19 protein-coding genes and 2 pseudogenes are annotated in these 17,630 nt (G+C 57.5%); 7 read left to right on the top strand and 14 right to left on the bottom strand.

The features are described from left to right. Positions 1 to 54: 54 nt before the first annotated feature. A complete protein-coding gene (locus tag AC3EMP_RS18720; RefSeq protein ID WP_023690463.1) occupies positions 55 to 1,203 on the top strand; it encodes an ATP-binding protein in 1,149 nt (382 codons plus the stop codon). 706 nt (positions 1,204 to 1,909) lie between these two features. Here AC3EMP_RS18720 and AC3EMP_RS18715 read toward each other — a convergent pair. The 3 genes and pseudogenes from AC3EMP_RS18715 to AC3EMP_RS18705 all read right to left on the bottom strand — a co-directional run bounded on the left by AC3EMP_RS18715 (position 1,910) and on the right by AC3EMP_RS18705 (position 4,965). Next, positions 1,910 to 3,105, bottom strand: a pseudogene (locus tag AC3EMP_RS18715) (IS256 family transposase). An 808-nt stretch (positions 3,106 to 3,913) separates the two neighbouring features. After that, positions 3,914 to 4,084 (bottom strand): hypothetical protein, encoded by a 171-nt coding sequence (locus AC3EMP_RS18710; protein WP_245262835.1) that lies wholly within the window; start codon positions 4,082 to 4,084, stop codon positions 3,914 to 3,916. Positions 4,085 to 4,224: 140 nt separating this feature from the next. Continuing rightward, positions 4,225 to 4,965, bottom strand: a complete 741-nt coding sequence (locus tag AC3EMP_RS18705; protein WP_023673881.1) for an SDR family NAD(P)-dependent oxidoreductase — start codon at positions 4,963 to 4,965, stop codon at positions 4,225 to 4,227. A 359-nt stretch (positions 4,966 to 5,324) separates the two neighbouring features. Here AC3EMP_RS18705 and AC3EMP_RS18700 point away from each other — a divergent pair, with 359 nt between their 5' ends. Beyond that, on the top strand, positions 5,325 to 5,537 hold the full coding sequence (locus tag AC3EMP_RS18700) for a hypothetical protein (RefSeq protein WP_023695016.1): 213 nt from the start codon (positions 5,325 to 5,327) through the stop codon (positions 5,535 to 5,537). An 89-nt stretch (positions 5,538 to 5,626) separates the two neighbouring features. Here AC3EMP_RS18700 and AC3EMP_RS18695 read toward each other — a convergent pair whose 3' ends face one another. Further along, the gene (locus AC3EMP_RS18695; protein ID WP_023695015.1) at positions 5,627 to 5,866 is read right to left on the bottom strand and encodes a hypothetical protein; all 240 of its coding nucleotides are present in this window, start codon (positions 5,864 to 5,866) and stop codon (positions 5,627 to 5,629) included. Between the two features lie 219 nt (positions 5,867 to 6,085). Between AC3EMP_RS18695 and AC3EMP_RS18690 the strand changes: the two genes are divergently transcribed. Then, positions 6,086 to 7,084 carry a hypothetical protein gene (locus AC3EMP_RS18690; protein WP_460221720.1) on the top strand — a complete coding sequence of 333 codons (999 nt, stop codon included), beginning with the start codon at positions 6,086 to 6,088 and terminating at the stop codon, positions 7,082 to 7,084. Between the two features lie 146 nt (positions 7,085 to 7,230). Here the strand turns inward: AC3EMP_RS18690 and AC3EMP_RS18685 are convergent, their stop codons facing one another. The 3 genes and pseudogenes from AC3EMP_RS18685 to AC3EMP_RS18675 all read right to left on the bottom strand — a co-directional run bounded on the left by AC3EMP_RS18685 (position 7,231) and on the right by AC3EMP_RS18675 (position 8,832). After that, on the bottom strand, positions 7,231 to 7,536 hold the full coding sequence (locus AC3EMP_RS18685; protein ID WP_023673877.1) for a hypothetical protein: 306 nt from the start codon (positions 7,534 to 7,536) through the stop codon (positions 7,231 to 7,233). Beyond that, on the bottom strand, positions 7,533 to 7,691 hold the full coding sequence (locus tag AC3EMP_RS18680; protein ID WP_155929886.1) for a hypothetical protein: 159 nt from the start codon (positions 7,689 to 7,691) through the stop codon (positions 7,533 to 7,535). Before AC3EMP_RS18680 ends, AC3EMP_RS18685 begins: the two co-directional genes overlap by 4 nt. A gap of 275 nt (positions 7,692 to 7,966) precedes the next feature. Beyond that, positions 7,967 to 8,832: pseudogene (locus AC3EMP_RS18675) on the bottom strand (ATP-dependent DNA ligase). Between the two features lie 126 nt (positions 8,833 to 8,958). On the opposite strand from AC3EMP_RS18675, the gene AC3EMP_RS18670 reads away from it, so the two are divergent. The 3 genes from AC3EMP_RS18670 (at position 8,959) to AC3EMP_RS18660 (ending at position 9,801) form a co-directional block, all read left to right on the top strand. Continuing rightward, positions 8,959 to 9,144 carry a DUF3606 domain-containing protein gene (locus AC3EMP_RS18670; protein WP_023815822.1) on the top strand — a complete coding sequence of 62 codons (186 nt, stop codon included), beginning with the start codon at positions 8,959 to 8,961 and terminating at the stop codon, positions 9,142 to 9,144. A gap of 193 nt (positions 9,145 to 9,337) precedes the next feature. Beyond that, complete coding sequence (locus AC3EMP_RS18665; protein WP_023699326.1) at positions 9,338 to 9,532, top strand: hypothetical protein; 195 nt, start codon at positions 9,338 to 9,340, stop codon at positions 9,530 to 9,532. Between the two features lie 41 nt (positions 9,533 to 9,573). Next, positions 9,574 to 9,801, top strand: a complete 228-nt coding sequence (locus AC3EMP_RS18660; protein WP_023673160.1) for a KTSC domain-containing protein — start codon at positions 9,574 to 9,576, stop codon at positions 9,799 to 9,801. 134 nt (positions 9,802 to 9,935) lie between these two features. On the opposite strand, the gene AC3EMP_RS18655 is transcribed toward AC3EMP_RS18660, so the two are convergent. The 6 genes from AC3EMP_RS18655 to AC3EMP_RS18630 all read right to left on the bottom strand — a co-directional run bounded on the left by AC3EMP_RS18655 (position 9,936) and on the right by AC3EMP_RS18630 (position 15,491). Then, positions 9,936 to 10,220: a hypothetical protein gene (locus AC3EMP_RS18655; RefSeq protein WP_023673895.1), complete on the bottom strand. Its 285-nt coding sequence runs from the start codon at positions 10,218 to 10,220 to the stop codon at positions 9,936 to 9,938. Positions 10,221 to 11,002: 782 nt separating this feature from the next. After that, positions 11,003 to 11,923, bottom strand: a complete 921-nt coding sequence (locus AC3EMP_RS18650; RefSeq protein WP_352713820.1) for a YihY/virulence factor BrkB family protein — start codon at positions 11,921 to 11,923, stop codon at positions 11,003 to 11,005. 1,140 nt (positions 11,924 to 13,063) lie between these two features. Next, positions 13,064 to 13,306: a DUF982 domain-containing protein gene (locus AC3EMP_RS18645; protein WP_352713818.1), complete on the bottom strand. Its 243-nt coding sequence runs from the start codon at positions 13,304 to 13,306 to the stop codon at positions 13,064 to 13,066. Further along, positions 13,306 to 13,536 (bottom strand): hypothetical protein, encoded by a 231-nt coding sequence (locus AC3EMP_RS18640; protein ID WP_023690600.1) that lies wholly within the window; start codon positions 13,534 to 13,536, stop codon positions 13,306 to 13,308. The genes AC3EMP_RS18645 and AC3EMP_RS18640 overlap by 1 nt, the downstream gene beginning before the upstream one ends. Before the next feature lie 574 nt (positions 13,537 to 14,110). After that, positions 14,111 to 14,866 (bottom strand): Crp/Fnr family transcriptional regulator, encoded by a 756-nt coding sequence (locus AC3EMP_RS18635; protein ID WP_023706251.1) that lies wholly within the window; start codon positions 14,864 to 14,866, stop codon positions 14,111 to 14,113. Positions 14,867 to 15,299: 433 nt separating this feature from the next. Beyond that, on the bottom strand, positions 15,300 to 15,491 hold the full coding sequence (locus tag AC3EMP_RS18630) for a hypothetical protein (protein WP_352713825.1): 192 nt from the start codon (positions 15,489 to 15,491) through the stop codon (positions 15,300 to 15,302). 320 nt (positions 15,492 to 15,811) lie between these two features. On the opposite strand from AC3EMP_RS18630, the gene AC3EMP_RS18625 reads away from it, so the two are divergent. Beyond that, positions 15,812 to 16,084, top strand: coding sequence for a hypothetical protein (locus AC3EMP_RS18625; RefSeq protein WP_023690703.1), 273 nt, complete (start codon positions 15,812 to 15,814; stop codon positions 16,082 to 16,084). Positions 16,085 to 16,729: 645 nt separating this feature from the next. Here AC3EMP_RS18625 and AC3EMP_RS18620 read toward each other — a convergent pair. After that, positions 16,730 to 17,098, bottom strand: a complete 369-nt coding sequence (locus tag AC3EMP_RS18620) for a VanZ family protein (RefSeq protein ID WP_245261975.1) — start codon at positions 17,096 to 17,098, stop codon at positions 16,730 to 16,732. Between the last annotated feature and the right edge of the window lie 532 nt (positions 17,099 to 17,630).

The following is a 17,630-nucleotide window of genomic DNA, read 5'->3' as shown; positions in this document are numbered from 1 at the left end:
GCTGGATCGGAGGCCAGCATCAGATGACGGCTCCCCCTCAACGTCCGCAGGAATTTGGAGGATCAGCTGCGCCAAAGCCAGAAAATGGAGGCGGTGGGGCAACTCACGGGCGGTATCGCGCACGACTTCAACAACATGCTGGGAGTTGTCATCTCAGGACTCAACTTGATCCAGCGGCGCGTCGACCGCGGCGAGCCCGGCGTGCACCAACTGATCGCAGCCGCGACCGAGGGTGCCCACAAAGCTGCCATGCTGACGCAAAGGCTACTGGCTTTTTCCCGGCAGCAGCCGCTTTCCCCTGAATCCCTCGACGTCGGCCGGATGGTGCAGGATATGTCGGAGCTTTTGCGCCGGACCCTGGGCGAGCACGTAACACTCAATACGGTCGTGCAATCCGATGACGGTGCAGTGCTCGCTGATCCCAGCCAACTCGAAAATGTCCTCGTAAATCTGGCGGTCAACGCTCGCGATGCCATGCCGGAGGGCGGAACCCTGACAATCGAAACCTCTGCACTCCTGGTCGACCAGTCGGTTGCTGCAGATCATGGCATTTCCCCCGGCCCCTACGTCCTTATTGCGGTGAGGGACACGGGCTCGGGTATGAGCGCGGAGGTTCTGGAAAGAGCCTTCGAGCCGTTTTTTACCACCAAAGGTGTCGGCAAGGGAACCGGCCTTGGGCTGAGTCAGGTGTTTGGCTTCGTCAAGCAGTCCGGTGGCTATGTCAAAATCGATTCAAAACTGGGGGTGGGGACTACCATCAGCATCTGGTTGCCAAGGCACAATGGTCCCGCCGATGGAGCACGGCGGGCGAACAGCCAAGACGTTGCCAATGGCAAGCCAGAGGAATTGATCCTCGTCGTCGAGGACGAGGCGAGTGTAAGACAACTGACAATGCAAATGCTCGAGGATCTCGACTATTCGGTGATTTCTGCTGAGAATGGGGTTGAAGGCCTGCGCATTCTTGAGGATCGAGGAGACGTTTCCTTGCTGCTGACGGATGTTGTCATGCCCGGAATGAACGGTCGGGAATTTGCGGATGCTGCCGTTGAATTGCGGCCTGACTTGAGGGTGCTCTTTACGTCCGGTTACGCACGTGATGCCATAGTTCGCAATGGGATCATCGATCCAAACGTTCAACTCCTGCAGAAACCCGCTACCCTCCAAGCTCTCGCCCAGAAAGTCAGATTGGTTCTGGATAACTAGCCATTCGGCAACCGGCCGTTCCGGTTTTCAGGCAAGAGGGTAGCGCGCTCGACCTGTCATATTAGACGCAAAGCGGTCATTGAGCTCTATTGAGAGCTTCGGGTCACCACGAGCGTCCGCGGTGATGCCGCCGACATTTCTCCTCGGGTCTCTACCGACGTGGTCGCGGGTGCAACAATCTGTTGCACAACTCTGCTATCTGTCCCGCCAATGCCTGACCCTCAACTTGCTCACCCCTGAATAAGTCATCGCTCGCTGTCACGGCCAGGTAAGCGACGGGACTCTTCGAACGGGCGCGTTGCATGCGGATCAGGCCATCGTTCCTCAAGATCAGCAAAGCAATCATCTATCCCAGCGGCGAGTGGATCGCTGGGACAAATCGATCGTGGTCGTCTGCAAACAAAGACGCGAACTGCCGCGGGAGAAGAAGACGGCACGGCCAGAGTAAGCAGAGAGGCGGTTCATTCGCCCGAGAGGCGTGGGTTAGAGAAATATGCGTGCGAATCCGTGCTCGATCGGGGCGTCACAGTTTTCATACATAACTAACCCGCTCGATACCCTTTGCGAACGCAGCGTCACGTCTAATCAGAATGGCTTTGAAGAGCGTGACTTGAGCATCTCTGTCGCGGGTGTTTTGGGGGTTAAATCCGCCCTTCCCTACGGTTGTGTGCGTCAAGTTCTGCAAAATGGGCGATCATGAAACTGGTCATGCGGCTTGGCGTAGAGCGAGCTTCTTGTGCTCGCGCAGATCATCCATGTTGATATAGCGGTTGGCCTCCATCCAGTTTTCATTGGTTTCGACGGCCAGCTGACCAGGCGCAGGCGCAGGCAGCTTTCGGCGTTCGGGAAGATGCGCACGACATAGGTGCGCCGGCGGATTTCCTCGTTGAGCCGTTCAAGCATGTTGGTGGACTTGAGGTGCTTGTGATGCTGACGCGGCAGCCGGAAGAAAGTCAGCGTCTGTTCTATGGCTTCTTCCGCCCAGGTGGTCAGCCGCGGGTAGCGGGCGGACCATTTGGACAGCCATGCGGCAAGATCAGCCCTGGCCTCTGCGAGATCGCGCCGGTCGTAGAGCCAGCGCAATTCCTGCAGGCAGTCGTCGCCGTGCTTCCTCGGCAGATGATCGAGCGCGTTCCTGAGGAAGTGCACGTAGCAGCGTTGCCAGGCGGCTTCGGGGATCACCTCGCCGATCGCCGCGACCAGGCCGGCGTGATCGTCGGACACAACCAACTCGACGCCCTTGAGGCCGCGCGCCTTGAGGCCGACGAGGAAGTCCCTCCAGGCCGAGCGGCTCTCGCGATTGGCCATCTCCACGGCCAGGATCTGGCGCCTTCCGTCCCAGTCGATACCGACCGCGATCAGCACCGCCTGGCTCATGACAACACCGGCTTCACGCACCTTCTCGTAGCGCGCATCGAGGATGAGGTAAGGAAACGGCTCCTGAGGTCGTTCGGCAAACGCCTTCAGGCTCTCGTCCAAGCGCTTGTTGATGGCCGAGATCGACGAAGCCGAGAAGGCATGACCGCACAGCTCTTCCGTGATCGCCTTGACCTTGCGGGTCGACACGCCCTGGACATACATCTCCGCAAGCGTTGCCACCAAGGCCCGCTCCGAACGCTGGTAGCGCTCGAACAGCTCGGTGGAGAAGTGACCCGCCCGGTCCTGTGGAACCCGCAGCTCAAGCTTGCCCACCCGGGTGACCAGGGTGCGGCCGTAGTAACCCGAGCGATAGCCAAGGCGCTCAGGCGTGCGTTCGCCCTTCGAAGCACCCAGCGCCTCCTCCATCTCGGCCTCGAGAACCTCCTGCATTACCGCACGGATCACTTCGTGCAGCCCCTCCGGGTTCGAAAGCAGAATGTCTTTGACGGCAGCGCTGGTCGATTTACCTTCTGTCTTGGTCATGGTGGCGTTCCTTCCAGGGAATCGGTGACGTTGAACATCACCAGCCTGCCATGACCGCCCTCTCTCAGCGAATTGCAGAACTCTCAGCACACTACCTTCCCTACTCGCAATGCGACGCGCGCTTCACGCCCTGCCTGTGATCGGTATGACTGAGATGGGGCCGCAAGCGGACCGTCAGCTTCGCGGTGAAAATCCTCAGAAAGCGGCCAGCATGTAGTCGTCGCACGGCTGAAAGAGAGGCGTGACGGGCGAGGAATAGGTCTGGTTTCACCTGATCACCTACGCAGGCAGTTCGACGATCATTGAGCGGCGAGAACGCGGCCCGAGGCAGGAGCTTTGAGCGTCCGATTTTTCACGATCGACCTTCAGGCTCGTCGAGCGCATCGTCTCGACGTTACTGCCGAAACCGAGCCTCCATGCCGGCGCCCTGGGGAGGCAAGACAGCCAGCAACTGGACGGCTCGGGGATTTAGCACCGTTCACCCAGAGCTTTTTGTCGAGATGCAGGCGTATCCGCTGGCTTTCTGCGAAGGACAGCGCAAACGATTCAGGCCGAATGAGCGTGTAATTTCCTGGTCGGTCTCTATGATGCGGACGACCCTACCCATTCGCCACTGGCTCCGACTACTTCCACGCAAGGCGTGGCCCTGCGAATTGGCACCACCTTGCCCATCACATCCTCCCTACGAAACGCAATGGGAAGTCGATTTAAGACCGTCGTAGTCGGTAGTTCAATAACTAATGCTTGCTCGGAATCGGACGAGCCATCCTGGATGGGCAGTACGAAGGCTGGTTGAATGGCTAACTTGTCATGCCACCTCGGTCAGGCGAACCTTCGGGGACCTCCCGTGATATAGCCTATGCTTCAGGTTGTTGGCATTCAGGATGGCTGCCAGCTCTTCAGCATACTCCATGTCGGGAAGGTCGACAGAAGGGTGGCCCACCATAATAGCCGGCTGCCCGGTGAACACGTCGAACACCGTCCACGTCCCATCCGGTTCCCGCCTTACCTCGTACCGCAGAGTTGCCATGAGGGGATCACATAGGTCGCCGTTTAGGGGTGGGAGTATTTGGTCCACGGTGACGCCGGGCCACCTGAAAGCACCGAGACAGTCGGCGCTTAGTAACGCGCCCGCCCACCCGACATGTCGAATACCGCGCCGGTATTGAAGTTGCTGGCGTCCGAGCACAGCCAGGCCACCATGTGGGCAACTTCTTCGACCCGGCCGAGCCGGTTCATTGGACTATCGGCGATCATTGTCTCGACAGCTGCGACCCCGAGGTTTCGGATCATGTCAGTATCGATTGGCCCAGGAGCGACGCAGTTCACGCGTATGTTTGTATTGGCAACCTCACGCCCAAGCGCCTTTGTGAAGACTACGATACCTGCGCTGGAGGCTGAATAGGCGGCAAGGTTGGCAAGTCCTTCCTTGCCCGCCAAAGAGCCCATATTGACAATGCGGCCAACACCCCATTTTCGCATGTGGGGCAAAACCAACTGCGTCACTTGCATCGTGCCGATCAGATTGGTTTCGATGATGCTTCGCCAGTCTGCAGGTTCGTGTTGGTCAAACGGGTGAAGGGTTCCTAGATAACCGGCGTTGTTAACCAGAACGTCTATACGCAGGCCACGATCGACGATCATGTTGATCGCATGGGTTACCTGATCGCGGCTGGTAATATCGACCTTCGTAGACACCACACCCTTCAGTTCGATCTGATCTCGATCCCACACGTGCACTGAGGCACCCGACGCTACAAGGCGCTCTACGATTGCCTTGCCGATACTCTTTGCTCCGCCGGTTACGACGGCTGTCTTGCCAATGAGGTCATATGATACCGGCACAAAGCCCCCATTCATGTGTGTTCACACGGGATAAGTTTAGCAGGATCGCATATTTTCGCCAGCGGCCAGATGGTCTGGGGGGCGCCGGAGCCAGCTATGACCTGATCGGTAGCGAGCTCCAGATCGTACACAGCTTCGCCTTGCGGCGCCGCCTGGCGCTTTTCGTCACCTTTTCCTGTTCAGATGCCTCTTGGCAGGTCAAGGGGGCTAGACGATGTTGTTCTTTGTCCCGCTCTCCTGCGGCGACACGCCATTGCCCAGTTTGAAAGAACCAAAGAGACAATCAGGACAGGCCGGCGATATTTCGATGAAGGGCTTTCGCCATTAGTTAGCGCAGGCTAATATGCGTTCTTCGCGGTCAGAGAGCCGCCTGCATGTTGGGCAGAGATGCTTTAGCACCTGATACAATCGTGCCAGCCGCGATGCCTATCCCAATTTGCCTTGGCGTCTTCCCCGACGGGCTCTGGCTAGAAGCATTCCAAACCGATCAGGATATCCGTGCCTATTGGAGAGGCTATGCCCTTGCGGGCACGGTGTGCGCCGTTTTGCTGATCATCGAGCTTGTGACAATTCACCTGCTGCTCTGACGTAGCAGCGCTGTCTTGATGGCGCTATCGCTGTAGCGGTCGGACCGCTCTAGTGCGCCTTCTCCGCCTCCATCGTTGAGCAGTCAATTTCAGCTCGAGCGGGCTGGACGAGGGGAGCGCGGGCGCATGACCGTGGTGCCTACATTCGTCGTGACCACGCAGCCCACCTCATATCGGCCGACCACCACGCTTCCGCTTGCATAAGCCTCGGCGCGAATTCGATCTTGCAGCGTTTCGGGACCGAGTTCTGAAGCTGCGATAACGCCCATCTGCTCCATGACCGGAGCCATGGTCGCTGCGAGATTGGAGATCAGATCAATGCCGCTCATACTGTCTGATCCACCTCCGGCGAGAGCACTTACCGCCTGGCCCCGGCCGGCGTTTCGTTCGATTGGAAGCACCGGCGCAATGTCGCCGCGGACTAGCGTCCGTCATCTGCCCTGCCGTATGCATTCGGGGTAATGCCACCAACTGCGGTCCATGGTATGGTCCCGAGCGCACGCAGTGGCGCCTGATAAACAATCAGGAGTGAACGGGAGTGGCGGCCATTGAGGCGCTATAAGAAGTTTATTTTGCATTGCGGAATTCACAAGACTGGAAGCTCTTATCTTCAGGCGAGCCTGGCCTCCAATCGGGATCTGTTGGCGGGGAACTCGATCCATTACCCCGACCCCCACGACCCGGCCAATGAAGCGTTCGGGCCGCAGCACAGCATAGCCGCAATCGGTTACGACGACAGCAAATCGTTTGAGCAGAACGTTGGCGCGTTCTTCGCACTCGATTCCGATTGCGAGACGTTGCTGATGTCAGGCGAGGAATTTTCGCGAGCCAGCACTCATCCATCTTTTTTTCAGGGTCTGTTGGATATTGGCGCCGAGGTGAAGGTGGTGTTCTATTTGCGGCGCTTCGATCACTTGCTTGAGAGCGTGTATGCGCAATGCGTCAAAGACTACCTGACGGGCCCCATCGAAGTCGCGGAATATCAACTTGATTTCTACGAAATCCTGCGACCGTTTGTTGAGGCGCTCGGACCTGATCGTGTTGTCGTTCGACCATACAACCCTAAATTTTGGCCCGGCGAATTGATCGGTCAGGATTTCTTCTCTGCAATTGGCTTGCCTCACCTCTGGGGCGCCATGAGGAAGCCGGCCGGCCGGATCAACGAAAGTCTGTCACGGCCGGAAACATACATGATTTCAGTTACTGAAGGCATCGCTGAAAAGCAGCGCTTGATGGACCACTTCCGAGCCCGGCCTTTCCCGGACTGCGACAGGGCCAAGTTCTTCCGGTCACCCGATTTTCGCTTTGACTTCAACCTGAGATACATCGGCTTGAACTCTGGCGTCGCCGCCCTCAATGGCGGGGTGGACATCACCGAGTTTCTCGATCTGGCCAACGTCGATGATGATCCACATTGGCAAGCGTTCGACCCGAACGACCCTCAGATAGTCGACTATCTTGAAACCTTCAGGGCCAAGCATTCGGACTTAGACGGTGGGGATGATTGGGAAGTGCGTGAAGATGGCATCGAGGGGATGCGCTTTTAGGGCGCGGATAATCGGGCGGAAACACTTACCCAACCGTAGGGTAAGGGCCGCTAGCTAAAAGCCCGCCAACCTTTCGGTGGGCGGGCCTCTACTGTCGGAACTGGAGAGTGTCATGTCGACAGCTCCGGCACTTGCGAACGGTTTGGTTAGTGGCGCCAGATCAGCAGGCAGAGCTGGCGCAGGTCACGATCATAAACGCCCCGGCTCTCGATCACGTCGATGCAGCGCTTCTTGAACCGAGTGATTTCGGCGCTCGACATAGCGTCGACAATGCGAGGCAGATCCGTATTGGTCGGATGGTCGGGGGACTCGGTTCCGACAGTGGCACCGCTCGTGCCAGTGGGGGCAGTGGTTCCGTCGTCGCCAACTGCGGCGTTCGCCGGCATGCAAAGATTTGCGAGAACGGCTCCAATCGCCATGCTTCCCACCAGGATCTCAAAAATCTTTGTCATAATTCGCATCCAGGATGGCCCCTTTTCCAAACCAAGGCCGGCGGGATTTTGCTCGCAACCAGCGGGACGGTGACAGTCGTTGAGTGATTGATTGGGTATTGATCGAAAAACGGGAACGCGATCAGATAGGCGTAGTCGGCGGTAAGATGTGCCATGCGGAAACCTCCGCTGGCGGCATCAATTATCATCCACGACATCCTCCAATATCCGGGTGAAGGTGCTGAAAGACATAGCTCATTAGAAAGCACGGATAGATGAATGAATGTCTAAAAACTCCTTTCCTATTCTTTGCAATGACAGTGTTAGGCGTCCTTAGCCGTGTTAACCGTTGATCAGCGTGAGGCGAGTTCCTGCGGTATCGCGTTCAGCTCGGCCTTTGCGGCGTTGGGATGCGCGCCTCTCGCAAAAGCGATGGCCAGTTGTGGAGCTGCTATTTGTTCTCCTCGCGGAAGTCCTGCAGCGATGCATGCCGCAGGTCATCCTCCACACGCAAGTGCTTCACGCGGCCGATCAGCCCGGCTTGACCCATTGCGTCGCAGGCCGCTTCATGACGCCCTTGGGCGCCGTGCCTGGGTGCTCCTGGACGCGTTTCCATAGCCTCTCGCGCATTTCCCGGTTCAAGGTGACGAATGCGCTGCCGACATAGCGCCCGGTGCCGCGCTCAGCCATCAGAGCGAAAGCCGGCTTGCCCGCTTCACGCTCGACGCCGAGCAGATCGAACTCGTCAATCGCATAGCACTTGGCCTTCAGCCAGTTGGTCGACGGACCGCTTCGGTATTTGCTGTCCTTCCGCTTCGACACCATGCCTTCAAGTCCGGCCTTGTCGAGCAAGTGAAAGATGGCCTTGGCTTCCCCCGGCAAGGGCTCGCTGAACTGAATACGCCCGCCGGGCTCGATCATGCCGGCCAGGATCTCGCGCCGCTCCTCTAGCGCCATATCGCGCAGATCGTGGCCGTTAAGATGAAGCAGATCAAAGGCAACAAAATACAAGTCGTGCTGCCGGCGGGTAATGGCTTTGCGCAGCGCTGCGAAGTCCGAAAGGCCCTTGTCGTTCAGAACGAGGATCTCGCCGTCGACAATGGCGCTTTCGGCACCAAGGCGCTTGGCCTCTCTCACCAGGTCGCGATATTTCGCCGTCCAGTCGTGGCCGTTGCGCGTATAAATGCGTGTGCCGTCTTCATCGATGATCATCTGCGATCGGTAGCCGTCGAACTTGACCTCGTGGGTCCAGCCTTCACCCTCGGGAGGGTTCTCCACAAGGGTCGGCATCAACGGCTCGATGAACTTCAAACGCATGCACTGATCCGCCCTCCGGCGATTTAATAAGATTAAGCTAAAATAGTTCCGAAACTGGAAATCAGCCTCTTGGGTGCAACAAACTCGTCAACTCGGCGTTGCGGGATGAGCGAAGGAGGAATCGATATGGCCGACGACAAGAGCAAGCGGGACTTCCGCGATCGGGACCGGGTCTCGGCCGATGAGGATTATGAAGTCGAGTATTTCGCAACAAAGACCGGCATCACACCCCAGCAGGTGAAAGAGCTGATCGCGAAGCACGGCAACCAACGCGAAACGCTGGAGCGAGAAGCGAAGGCTCTGCGGAAATAATGACCAGGCTATCGGATCTCGGCAGACCAATAATTGGGCACCGACATGAAGGCCCGCCCGCGAGCGAGCTCGATCATTTCATGCCTTGCCCTGTTTGCGGCCAACAGATCGACATGTGCGATTTTCGCCAGGTCGCTTATCATTCCGATCCGGATCACGATCAGCCTATCGAACTAGACGCCTAGGAACAAAAGTGCCGAAATACCACGTTGAGGAAATGGACGGCGATACCGTGACGGCTACCCACATCGTCAACGCGACAACGCCGATCAGGGCGGCGCGGGAAGCGACAGAGCGCGACATCACTCTGCGCACCACCGAGCCCATCTGGATCAGGGTTGCCGACGAAAAGCGCGGCCACATATTCGAATACAGTTTCAGCCTGTAGCTGGCGATCCAACTCGGCTAGCTGAGTTTGGATGGCATACCATGCCGTCGACTTCGATACGCAAGTTCGACTATGACCCGAACACCAGGGTTCTCTCGGTTTGGTTTGTAGCGAGCGGGAAGCATTACGAGTTTTTGGACGTACCTGCTGAGGCCGTTGCCGCGTTCAAAGCTGCCTTTGCCAAGGGCGTCTATTTTAACAGCCACATCCGCAATCGTTATGCATTCCGGCTCGCGGCAGGGAGGGCAGCAGCCGCGTCGGGCGATTGACAGAATTTCAGATTCGAGGCGGCCCGCGCCATCGCAGGGGAGCAACTGTGCGAATTGACCAGGTTCCGAGGGCAAACGAAAACGCCCGCCGGCCGGGCCAGCGGGCGCGTATTATATTAAGCTAGGTGCTGGGCCTATTTGCCCATCATCATCGCAGCTTTGCAGAAGTTCTCATGGGCCTTCGCAATATCTGCGTCAGCGCAGTCCTTCATCACAGCGTCCTTATCCTCCTGAGACATAGCCGACCAAGCGGTTTTCGCTTCGGCCTCAGACTTCATGGTCTTCATGCTGCTGTCCGTGAAGAAAGGAGACATTTTTGCAGGATCGTCGAGCGCAGACGTGCCAGTGGAACTGCCGGCAAAGGCCGATCCGGTCATAAGGGCAAATGTCGCGCCGAGAATGAGCATTTTCGAATTCATCAAAATTCCTCCGAATGCAACTGCTTGAATGCAGCCGTGCTAATTCAACGCTTGCGGGTAGAAAGGGTTTCCAGCCAAATTGAAAATTGTAGAAATTGCTACCGATATTTCGTCGTCAACCTAGGAGGAATTGGCCCGCAAGTTCGGTCAAGGCGGCCGGCGGCCACCATCGATGCTGCAATTGCCTGGCCGGTTGCCCCGGACTTGTTCAGGGATGGCCCGCGCTTGCTTCCGAGCGCGGGCCGACCATGATGAGTGAGGGGCGATCTTGGTCACCGGCAGGACCGCTTAAGAACGAGCCGGGTGTGACCGAACAGCCTCAGGGTGAGGATGTTCCCGACTGACGCAAAAAAGCCCGCCAGCGTGAGCCAGCGGGCAATCGGCCTTGAGTATACTAGAACGAGTTCCCCGGCTCGCTCGTTGAGAGGCATGAAAGACAAATGGGAATCTGACCACCAGTTCGTCGAAGGCGCCCGCCGTAGCCAGCGATGGGCGGAGAGAGAACTTGAATCCCTACAATCGACCATCCAAGAGACGCGCCGTGTCCTAGAGGCTTCACGGAAGCTCTTGGAAAAAATTGCCGAGCGCGAAGACCATACGCAGCCGTAGGGAATGGCCGGTGCAGTTGGGCATGCTTGTGGGCTTAACCGCACCGATATTGCATAAGTCACGGCTGATGGGCAAACCCACGGCCAGTACTTTCCGTGCAGGTGGACAGCTCGCCGGGCGAAGACCCCAACCACCTCGATCCCGGCGAGCCTAGACCTGATCAGAGTACGCGATCAGGACCGGGGATCAGCCGGCGATAGTGGCATCTCTTGCAGGTCAACCATTGTGAAGCACAGCTTCTGATCGGACCTGCTGCCGTGTCGAATGGAATAGGCGCGAGTGATTTCCGCACCAAAAAGAAAAATTTCCGCCGAGTAGTAAGCCCACAACAGGATGACGAGCAGCCCACCGGCGGCCCCATATGAGGCCGCGACCGCGCTGGAGCCTATATACCAACCGATAAGCGATTTCCCGAGCGTGAACAGGGCAGCAGTCACAACAGCGCCAATCCAGACATCCCGCCATTCCAGGGTTCGATCAGGCAAGATCTTGAAGATGGCAGCGAAAATAGCTGCGAGGAGGACAAAAGAAACGACCGCGTTGATAACGCCCAGGACAAGTGTCCCGAACGGCAACTGTGCGTTGATGAGGTTGCCTAGGGCCGAAATCGCCGCGCTCGCGACTAGAGAGACGAGCAACATGAAGCCAAGTGCGGTGACCAGTCCCAGACTTACCGCACGTGCGCGCACCAGGCGCGACAACGAACTTCCCTGCGCTTCGACCTTCCATATCATGTTCAAAGACTGCTGTATTTCGCCGAAGACCCCGGAAGCGCTCACAAGCAAGGTGATGATGCCAATCACCGCCGGCCAAGTGCCGCCGGATGGCTTTTCGGATGCGCTCTTCAGTGCGGTTTGCAGGATATTTGCGCTTTCTGTACCCATCATCCCTGTGATTTGGGCGGACAATGCCGCTTGCGCTGCCTCGTGACCGAATGCGAGACCCGCAATTGCAACCACGATGAGCAGAATTGGCGCCAACGATGTTGTGGCATAAAAAGCGATTGCTGCGCCATGGCTGAGAGCATTGTCGTTGACGAACCCAACGACGGCTTCTCGCACCATTGCCCATGCATTTGTGATCCCGCGATGCATTTTTCGCCCCAGTCGAATTGGCGTTCACTAGCAATGCACCAGCACATGTGATGTTCCGGTTGCGGGCTGTGGCAGGAGTTTCGCACCGACTTCCGCGGAGGGTCGCCGGCATAGAACTTCCGCTCCGATGCGCTCGCATCGCCTTCGCCCCCATTTCGGGACGCGCATTTGATAATGGTTTTCTCAAGATCATTTTAGTTCGTTCGGAAACCATAGAAGCGGAGGCTGGCTCGTTTGCACCGACAAGGACAACAGCACGGAGGAGGTGTTGGAGGCGGCGCAGGAAGCTGGCGTGCATCCTGCGATCTCCGCCGGCCGCTGGCGGTACGAGCATCCGGACTATCGCCGCTTTTCCAAGCTGATTGGTCGAGGTGAGATTAAAACCGTCCTGAGCCTCAATATCGCTTTGAGGCGCCAAAGCTGCCAACGCGGTACCACCGTGTCTGCTTTCAGGCAGCGGCAACCAACGTCGTTGCGGCCAAGATCGCGCCACCAGCGGAATGGCACCTTTCCGCTGGTTTGCACCAGAAGCAGACCTTCTGCTCTCGTTCCATATACTGCCGGACCGCATGCGCCTCATATCGGTCATTCAGAATTAGCAGCCGCCTCTTTTCCGATGCCAACGCCTGAGCCTTTTGTGAGACCTAGGCGCAGCTTGCCGGCCGCAGCCTGTCCCAATTGGGACGAATAGTTGGCACCCATATTGCAAATCTACTACTCCTAAAGCTGCCGGACCGCTCTCGTGATGAGCCGCCAGTCGGCTAAGCGCCTCGTCGGTCTTTGAGCTGGCCCCAGCGGATCCCAAAAGCAGAAATTCGAGCGTACAGGCGACGTGAGGGAGGATACCCGAACCCGCGTGAACGAGGCTGTAAGGTCGATCGGATTTCAGTTCAATCGACAAGCAATTGATTTTCGCCGGGGTCGTTCCGATTCGCTTATTGTTCTGGTGTCGGACATCGCGAACCCGTTCTTTCCGGTATTCTTCAAGGGATCGAAAAGGAAGCTCGGGAACGAAGCACAATAGGTAACACAAAAGGTCAAAACAGAGCAATGGCCACAGCCGTTTGCGTCAGATTATTCAAGTTAATTCGCCGACCGCCAACGCGAACAGACGCGCATGGTCCCGTCCGTATAGCGTTGTTAATCCGGCAGTAGCATCTCCTCTTCATCGGCTGCGGCTTCGAACAGCAGCCGGAAGTCGTTACCCGGCATTTTGCCATCCATCGCAGATAGGCAAGCCTCAGCCGCCAGCCGCCACTTGGGGCCACGATTGGACCACTTTAGAAGCCCCTCCGCGGCGGCATCAACTCGGTTGACACCAAGGCGAAGCCCCGGGCGCTCAGTCTTCACATAAACCGGAGGGTTGAACCAGCGGTGGGGCATCAAGCCTCTCGAACGTCAAAGGCGATGAACAGTCCCCAAACGGAGGCTGAATTGACGATCATTCCGACCAACTGGCAGTCAGTCTCACGAAGATCATGGCCGCGCTCGCGCACCGCTGCAATGGTCGCCTTCAGGGAAATTATATTGCCCGGTTGAGAACCCAACAGGACCTCGCGGACCAGCTCCTTGGCCGTTTGCTGCACAGGCCGAACAGGTGCTTGAACGTCCATCCCATCCTCCCAGAGAGATAGAACCTCACCAGCTATTCTGTGGGTCACTTTCCGAAAAAGGCAAGAGCCGGAAACGTACAAAGCAGGTTGCCGCAAACACCCCATTTTGGAACGGGACCCGCCCTTTGCTCATTATGGGTGGAATCAATTTTTGAATGCAAATCCAAGGAATTTACGCCGTGCTCGCCAAGGATGGACAAAGCGGAGGAGTTCTATACCCGGCTTTTCGAGCGGAGGCCTGATGATCGTCCCATGGACGTGTTGATCCAATGGCGCAACGTCGCAGGCGCGAACTTGCAAATCTTCCATGATAAACGGCGAATGATAAAAAGCCCGCTGACGTCTGGCGACGCTGCAGGGATGGCCCGCGCCTGCTTCGGAGGCTGCGCGGGCCGACCATGACGAGTGGAGAGGACATCTTGGTCACCGGCACGGACCGCTGAAGAACGAGCCAGCTGTGGCCAAACAGCCTCAGAGCGGGAATGTTCCCGCCTGACGCAAAAACACCGTGGCTCAGCCGGCGGGCTCCGTTGCAGGGGCACTCAGGATAGTGCCACGGGCGCGGCGTCTGGGGTCAATGCAGTTTGCCGACTAGCCGAGCGTATTCGGCTTCAGCCCTGCCATATGACCCATCAGCCAGCGCAATCAGACGCGCTCGGTCAAGAATGACTACCTCTCCTCGCATTGAGCGTATCAGACCTTGGCCCTCCAAGGTTTGCAGCGCTATGGTGACGCCGGGCCGCCTGACACCGAGCATAACTGACAAGAACTCGTGCGTAATCGCAAAGCTGTTCCCGTCGACGCGATCATCGCACATCACCAGCCATCTTGAGAGCCTGTCGACGATGTTCATCCGGGCATTGCTGAGCGCGGTGAAGCTTGCCTGGAGGTGAAAGTAGTGAACGTAGCGGAGCAGAAAACTTCGCAGGGTTGGGCTTGTCAAAAGCGCCTTGGTGAAGAGGCCCGCGTCGATAACAAAGGCTCGGGCCTCTAATTGGACGTAACAATCGTGCGTTGACCGGTCATCGCCCATGATAAGCGCTGAGCCGGTCATACCCTCACAACCTATGATTCCGATCTCAGCTTCAATACCAGGCCGCAGTTCGCCCACCACTGACCCGAGACCGCTCTCGAAGAAGTACACGGTTCTGATTGGAGACCCCGCCACTTCGAGATGCGTCTTCAGTCCAAGGGAGACGCTTTCCAAATGAGGTTGCAGCAAGGCCAAATCTGCCGAGCACATTCGAAGCAGCAGCGAATTGCGATAGATGGAATTTTGGCGGGTGTCGCATTGCGCGGCAGTGTGAGTTCGTGAACTGGAGTCTGTCATAGCTCCCTCTCCCTATTGGGGCGGAAGCATGTTGATCGCTCACAGCCGACGGACGCCCTTAGAGTTGCCGTCGATAGCACACTGTATGCCTGCGGGCCGCGGATGTCCCATTTATTAACAACTGCGTTGATCAGCGCGAGCCAAGCTTTGGCGCGCCCGCGCTAAGACGGCATTCAGATACTCCAGGAATTCGTCATCGCTTTTCGTTGACAAGCCGACTTGTCGAGCGCGAGTCACAATGCGCTCCTGGAGTGAAACCGCTGTCTCATAGTGGTCCACGATCATCTGAAATGAAGCGCTCACTGGGGCGGATTCAAAGAGCTGTGCCATTGTGGCAATGTAGTTCCAAGATGATGAGAGTCGATGCGGCCGCTGCTTTGCGTAACAATCGTACAATGTGCTCAAGAATGTGCGGTTACCGGATCTAGACGGCCTATCCGGAGGTGGTGTGGAATTCTGCTGACTTAGCAGCACGGATAGAACTCGTGATCCGCCACGCAGCACGCGCCAGATAGGACCAATAGGGCGTAACTAGCGACGCGAGCGCCGCCGCTGCGCCGAATGCGCCGAGGCCCATCAACTTCCACCGGGTCACCTCGGCAGTGGCCGCCTTCACCCCGGTCATGTCTTCGCTGAGCGATTCACCGCGTCTTCAGCCTTGGCAAAACGCTGCACCAGCTTGTCGGTCTTGGCGTACATCTTCGATCGGCTGGCGGCTGGGCGCTGCTCGGATTGCTCGTAAGAGAGCGCGGCTCAAGCATCGCTGTCGTTTAATGTCGCGCCGGATCTCGGTTGCGTCTCGCTGAACGCCCTCCATGGACGCCCTTCATCGTGGGTCCACCAGGGCTTTCTTGTTGTCTGAATAGCCGCCTTCGTGCGCGAGCACCTTGGCAGGCGCTTTCTTTTCGCGCGAAATTGCCATCGTTTTCAAGCGGGAGGGTCGGGATGCAGATTTTCGATGACATCGAGGCGCTGCTGGATGCGGGTGAAGCCTCGACGGCACTTAAGGAAGTGCGGGCGCTGGTGCATCAATTTGGGCGCGGGTCCAGTGTCTTGGCGGGCGCGATCGACGACCTCATTATTGACCTGTCGACGCTATCATTCGTCGCCGATGCTTACGGAGGCCGCATCGCAGAGGCGGCGCGCATGTTGGCCCGAAAAAGACTATTGAAAATCAAGTTGCTCGCACCTCGTCAAAGCGTTGAAGTGGTCAGCTAGAGATTGGTGGTCGCTACGAAAAACGTGTAGACCTGCTCGGTGCTCCGACGCATCGAAACCTCTCGCCATCATCGGTTCCGTGCGGACGAAAGAGCCGCCTGACCCTGCGACCAGATGAAAGCTTGGACTTGCGGCAGACCGCAAGCAGTTGGAGCTTGAATTGCCGACACACTCTCAGGAACCGTTGCCGGGATCGCACTCCATTGGTCGTCGGCCCAGATCCGGCGCGCCTCGCTTAAGGTGCCGGTCGAATATGGCCAGTTCTCTTCGTAGCCGATCCGCACTCTGGACCTGCAACTATCGCATTTGAAACCGGCAATCGTTTTCAGCCAGGATCCCCTTCTCACCATAGGGCGTGAACAGGAGGGGCATTGGAATTCTAAAGGTACGTCGCGCAGTTCATTTGATAGAGGCACTGTGCATGTTCTCCTCAGCGGCACGGCCACTGCAACAAAGTAGAAGGAGAAATGTTTCCGGATTCGGCCATTTGCGGGAAAGAATCGGACCTAAGTCTAAATGGTGAGCGGCCCTGAAACCCATCGGCCTTTGCGTCGGAAATTAAAAATAGCGAGGGTTCGAAGGCGGCCGCGGGCGTGAGGCTGGCAAGTGGGCCAAGACGGCGGCGGTAAGGCGGAGCTGTGGCGATCAAATAACCGGTTCGCCCAGAATCTCGTTCACCCAGCTCATGGTTCTCAGCCCGTATGCCATTCCGGCGCAGTCGGCAAACCAGTCGAAGACACTCATGTCACGCCCTGTGACGCTTTGAAGGATTTCGATCGCTGCGCCCGTAAAAGCAAGTAGAACCGCCAGCCGGACCACCTGTTGGGGCCAGCCGAGGCTACCCAAAGCCGACAAGGTGGCGAACGCGGCGGCGTGGTTGAGCTTGTCGTGATGAGACGTAAAGGCCAACGCGTGCAGCAAGTGGTCTGGCAATAGCGCGAGCAACAGGACGACCGCCAACGTGGAGAGAAAGGCAGCCCTTGCCATGCTCTGATAAAAGCTCGACTGCGGCAATCTATCCGCAGCACTCCCGGTTCCTAGTTCTCGCTTCCGATACTGGCGCACTAGGCAGAGCTCCAACCTGCATCTGAGCTACGAGCGCGAACAACTGGCATGCTTAACAGGCCTCCTGATGTCATCAGGAAGTTCCATGAAACAGCCTATGTCACTCTGGATGGTTCCATAGGGCGCTGCGAATGTCGCCCTCCATTGTGATGAGGCCGAGGGTTTCCTGCCGAAAAGGCGCGGCGGAATAGGCGAGCCATTGGTACCGCTTGCGCCCAGGTGCGATGCGTATCGTGCTGGGCGGGAGCGGAACTCTTTCCAGCCTTGGCCCAGCTGTGCAGCCGGGCCGACGCCCTTCTGAATTCAATTATCGCCGGCGTCGCGGCTAAAAGACGAAACCGCTGTTTAGTCTGGTCATCCCTGCCTTGGTGATCTCGCCTCTACATATTCCAATCCTAGACGCTAGGCCAGCAGCGGCCACTCGCGGCTGTCCATCAACAATCCCAAACATCAGGTCGCGGTTATATACAAAAAAGCCGGC

The sequence above is a fragment of the Mesorhizobium sp. P160219 genome (genome assembly GCF_057786095.1).
The sequence above is the reverse complement of the archived record's forward strand: the minus strand, read 5'-3'. Positions and strand labels throughout refer to the sequence as shown.

Excerpts from the sequence above, each read along its gene's own strand:
- AC3EMP_RS18650 (WP_352713820.1), bottom strand. The coding sequence starts at position 11,923 with ATGCATCGCGGGATCACAAATGCATGGGCAATGGTGCGAGAAGCCGTC.
- AC3EMP_RS18660 (WP_023673160.1), top strand. The coding sequence starts at position 9,574 with ATGCCGTCGACTTCGATACGCAAGTTCGACTATGACCCGAACACCAGG.
- AC3EMP_RS18625 (WP_023690703.1), top strand. The coding sequence starts at position 15,812 with ATGCAGATTTTCGATGACATCGAGGCGCTGCTGGATGCGGGTGAAGCC.
- AC3EMP_RS18705 (WP_023673881.1), bottom strand. The coding sequence starts at position 4,965 with ATGAATGGGGGCTTTGTGCCGGTATCATATGACCTCATTGGCAAGACA.
- AC3EMP_RS18635 (WP_023706251.1), bottom strand. The coding sequence starts at position 14,866 with ATGACAGACTCCAGTTCACGAACTCACACTGCCGCGCAATGCGACACC.
- AC3EMP_RS18695 (WP_023695015.1), bottom strand. The coding sequence starts at position 5,866 with ATGAGCGGCATTGATCTGATCTCCAATCTCGCAGCGACCATGGCTCCG.
- AC3EMP_RS18645 (WP_352713818.1), bottom strand. The coding sequence starts at position 13,306 with ATGCCCCACCGCTGGTTCAACCCTCCGGTTTATGTGAAGACTGAGCGC.
- AC3EMP_RS18640 (WP_023690600.1), bottom strand. The coding sequence starts at position 13,536 with ATGGACGTTCAAGCACCTGTTCGGCCTGTGCAGCAAACGGCCAAGGAG.
- AC3EMP_RS18655 (WP_023673895.1), bottom strand. The coding sequence starts at position 10,220 with ATGAATTCGAAAATGCTCATTCTCGGCGCGACATTTGCCCTTATGACC.
- AC3EMP_RS18670 (WP_023815822.1), top strand. The coding sequence starts at position 8,959 with ATGGCCGACGACAAGAGCAAGCGGGACTTCCGCGATCGGGACCGGGTC.
- AC3EMP_RS18680 (WP_155929886.1), bottom strand. The coding sequence starts at position 7,691 with ATGGCACATCTTACCGCCGACTACGCCTATCTGATCGCGTTCCCGTTT.
- AC3EMP_RS18685 (WP_023673877.1), bottom strand. The coding sequence starts at position 7,536 with ATGACAAAGATTTTTGAGATCCTGGTGGGAAGCATGGCGATTGGAGCC.
- AC3EMP_RS18630 (WP_352713825.1), bottom strand. The coding sequence starts at position 15,491 with ATGACCGGGGTGAAGGCGGCCACTGCCGAGGTGACCCGGTGGAAGTTG.
- AC3EMP_RS18700 (WP_023695016.1), top strand. The coding sequence starts at position 5,325 with ATGTTGGGCAGAGATGCTTTAGCACCTGATACAATCGTGCCAGCCGCG.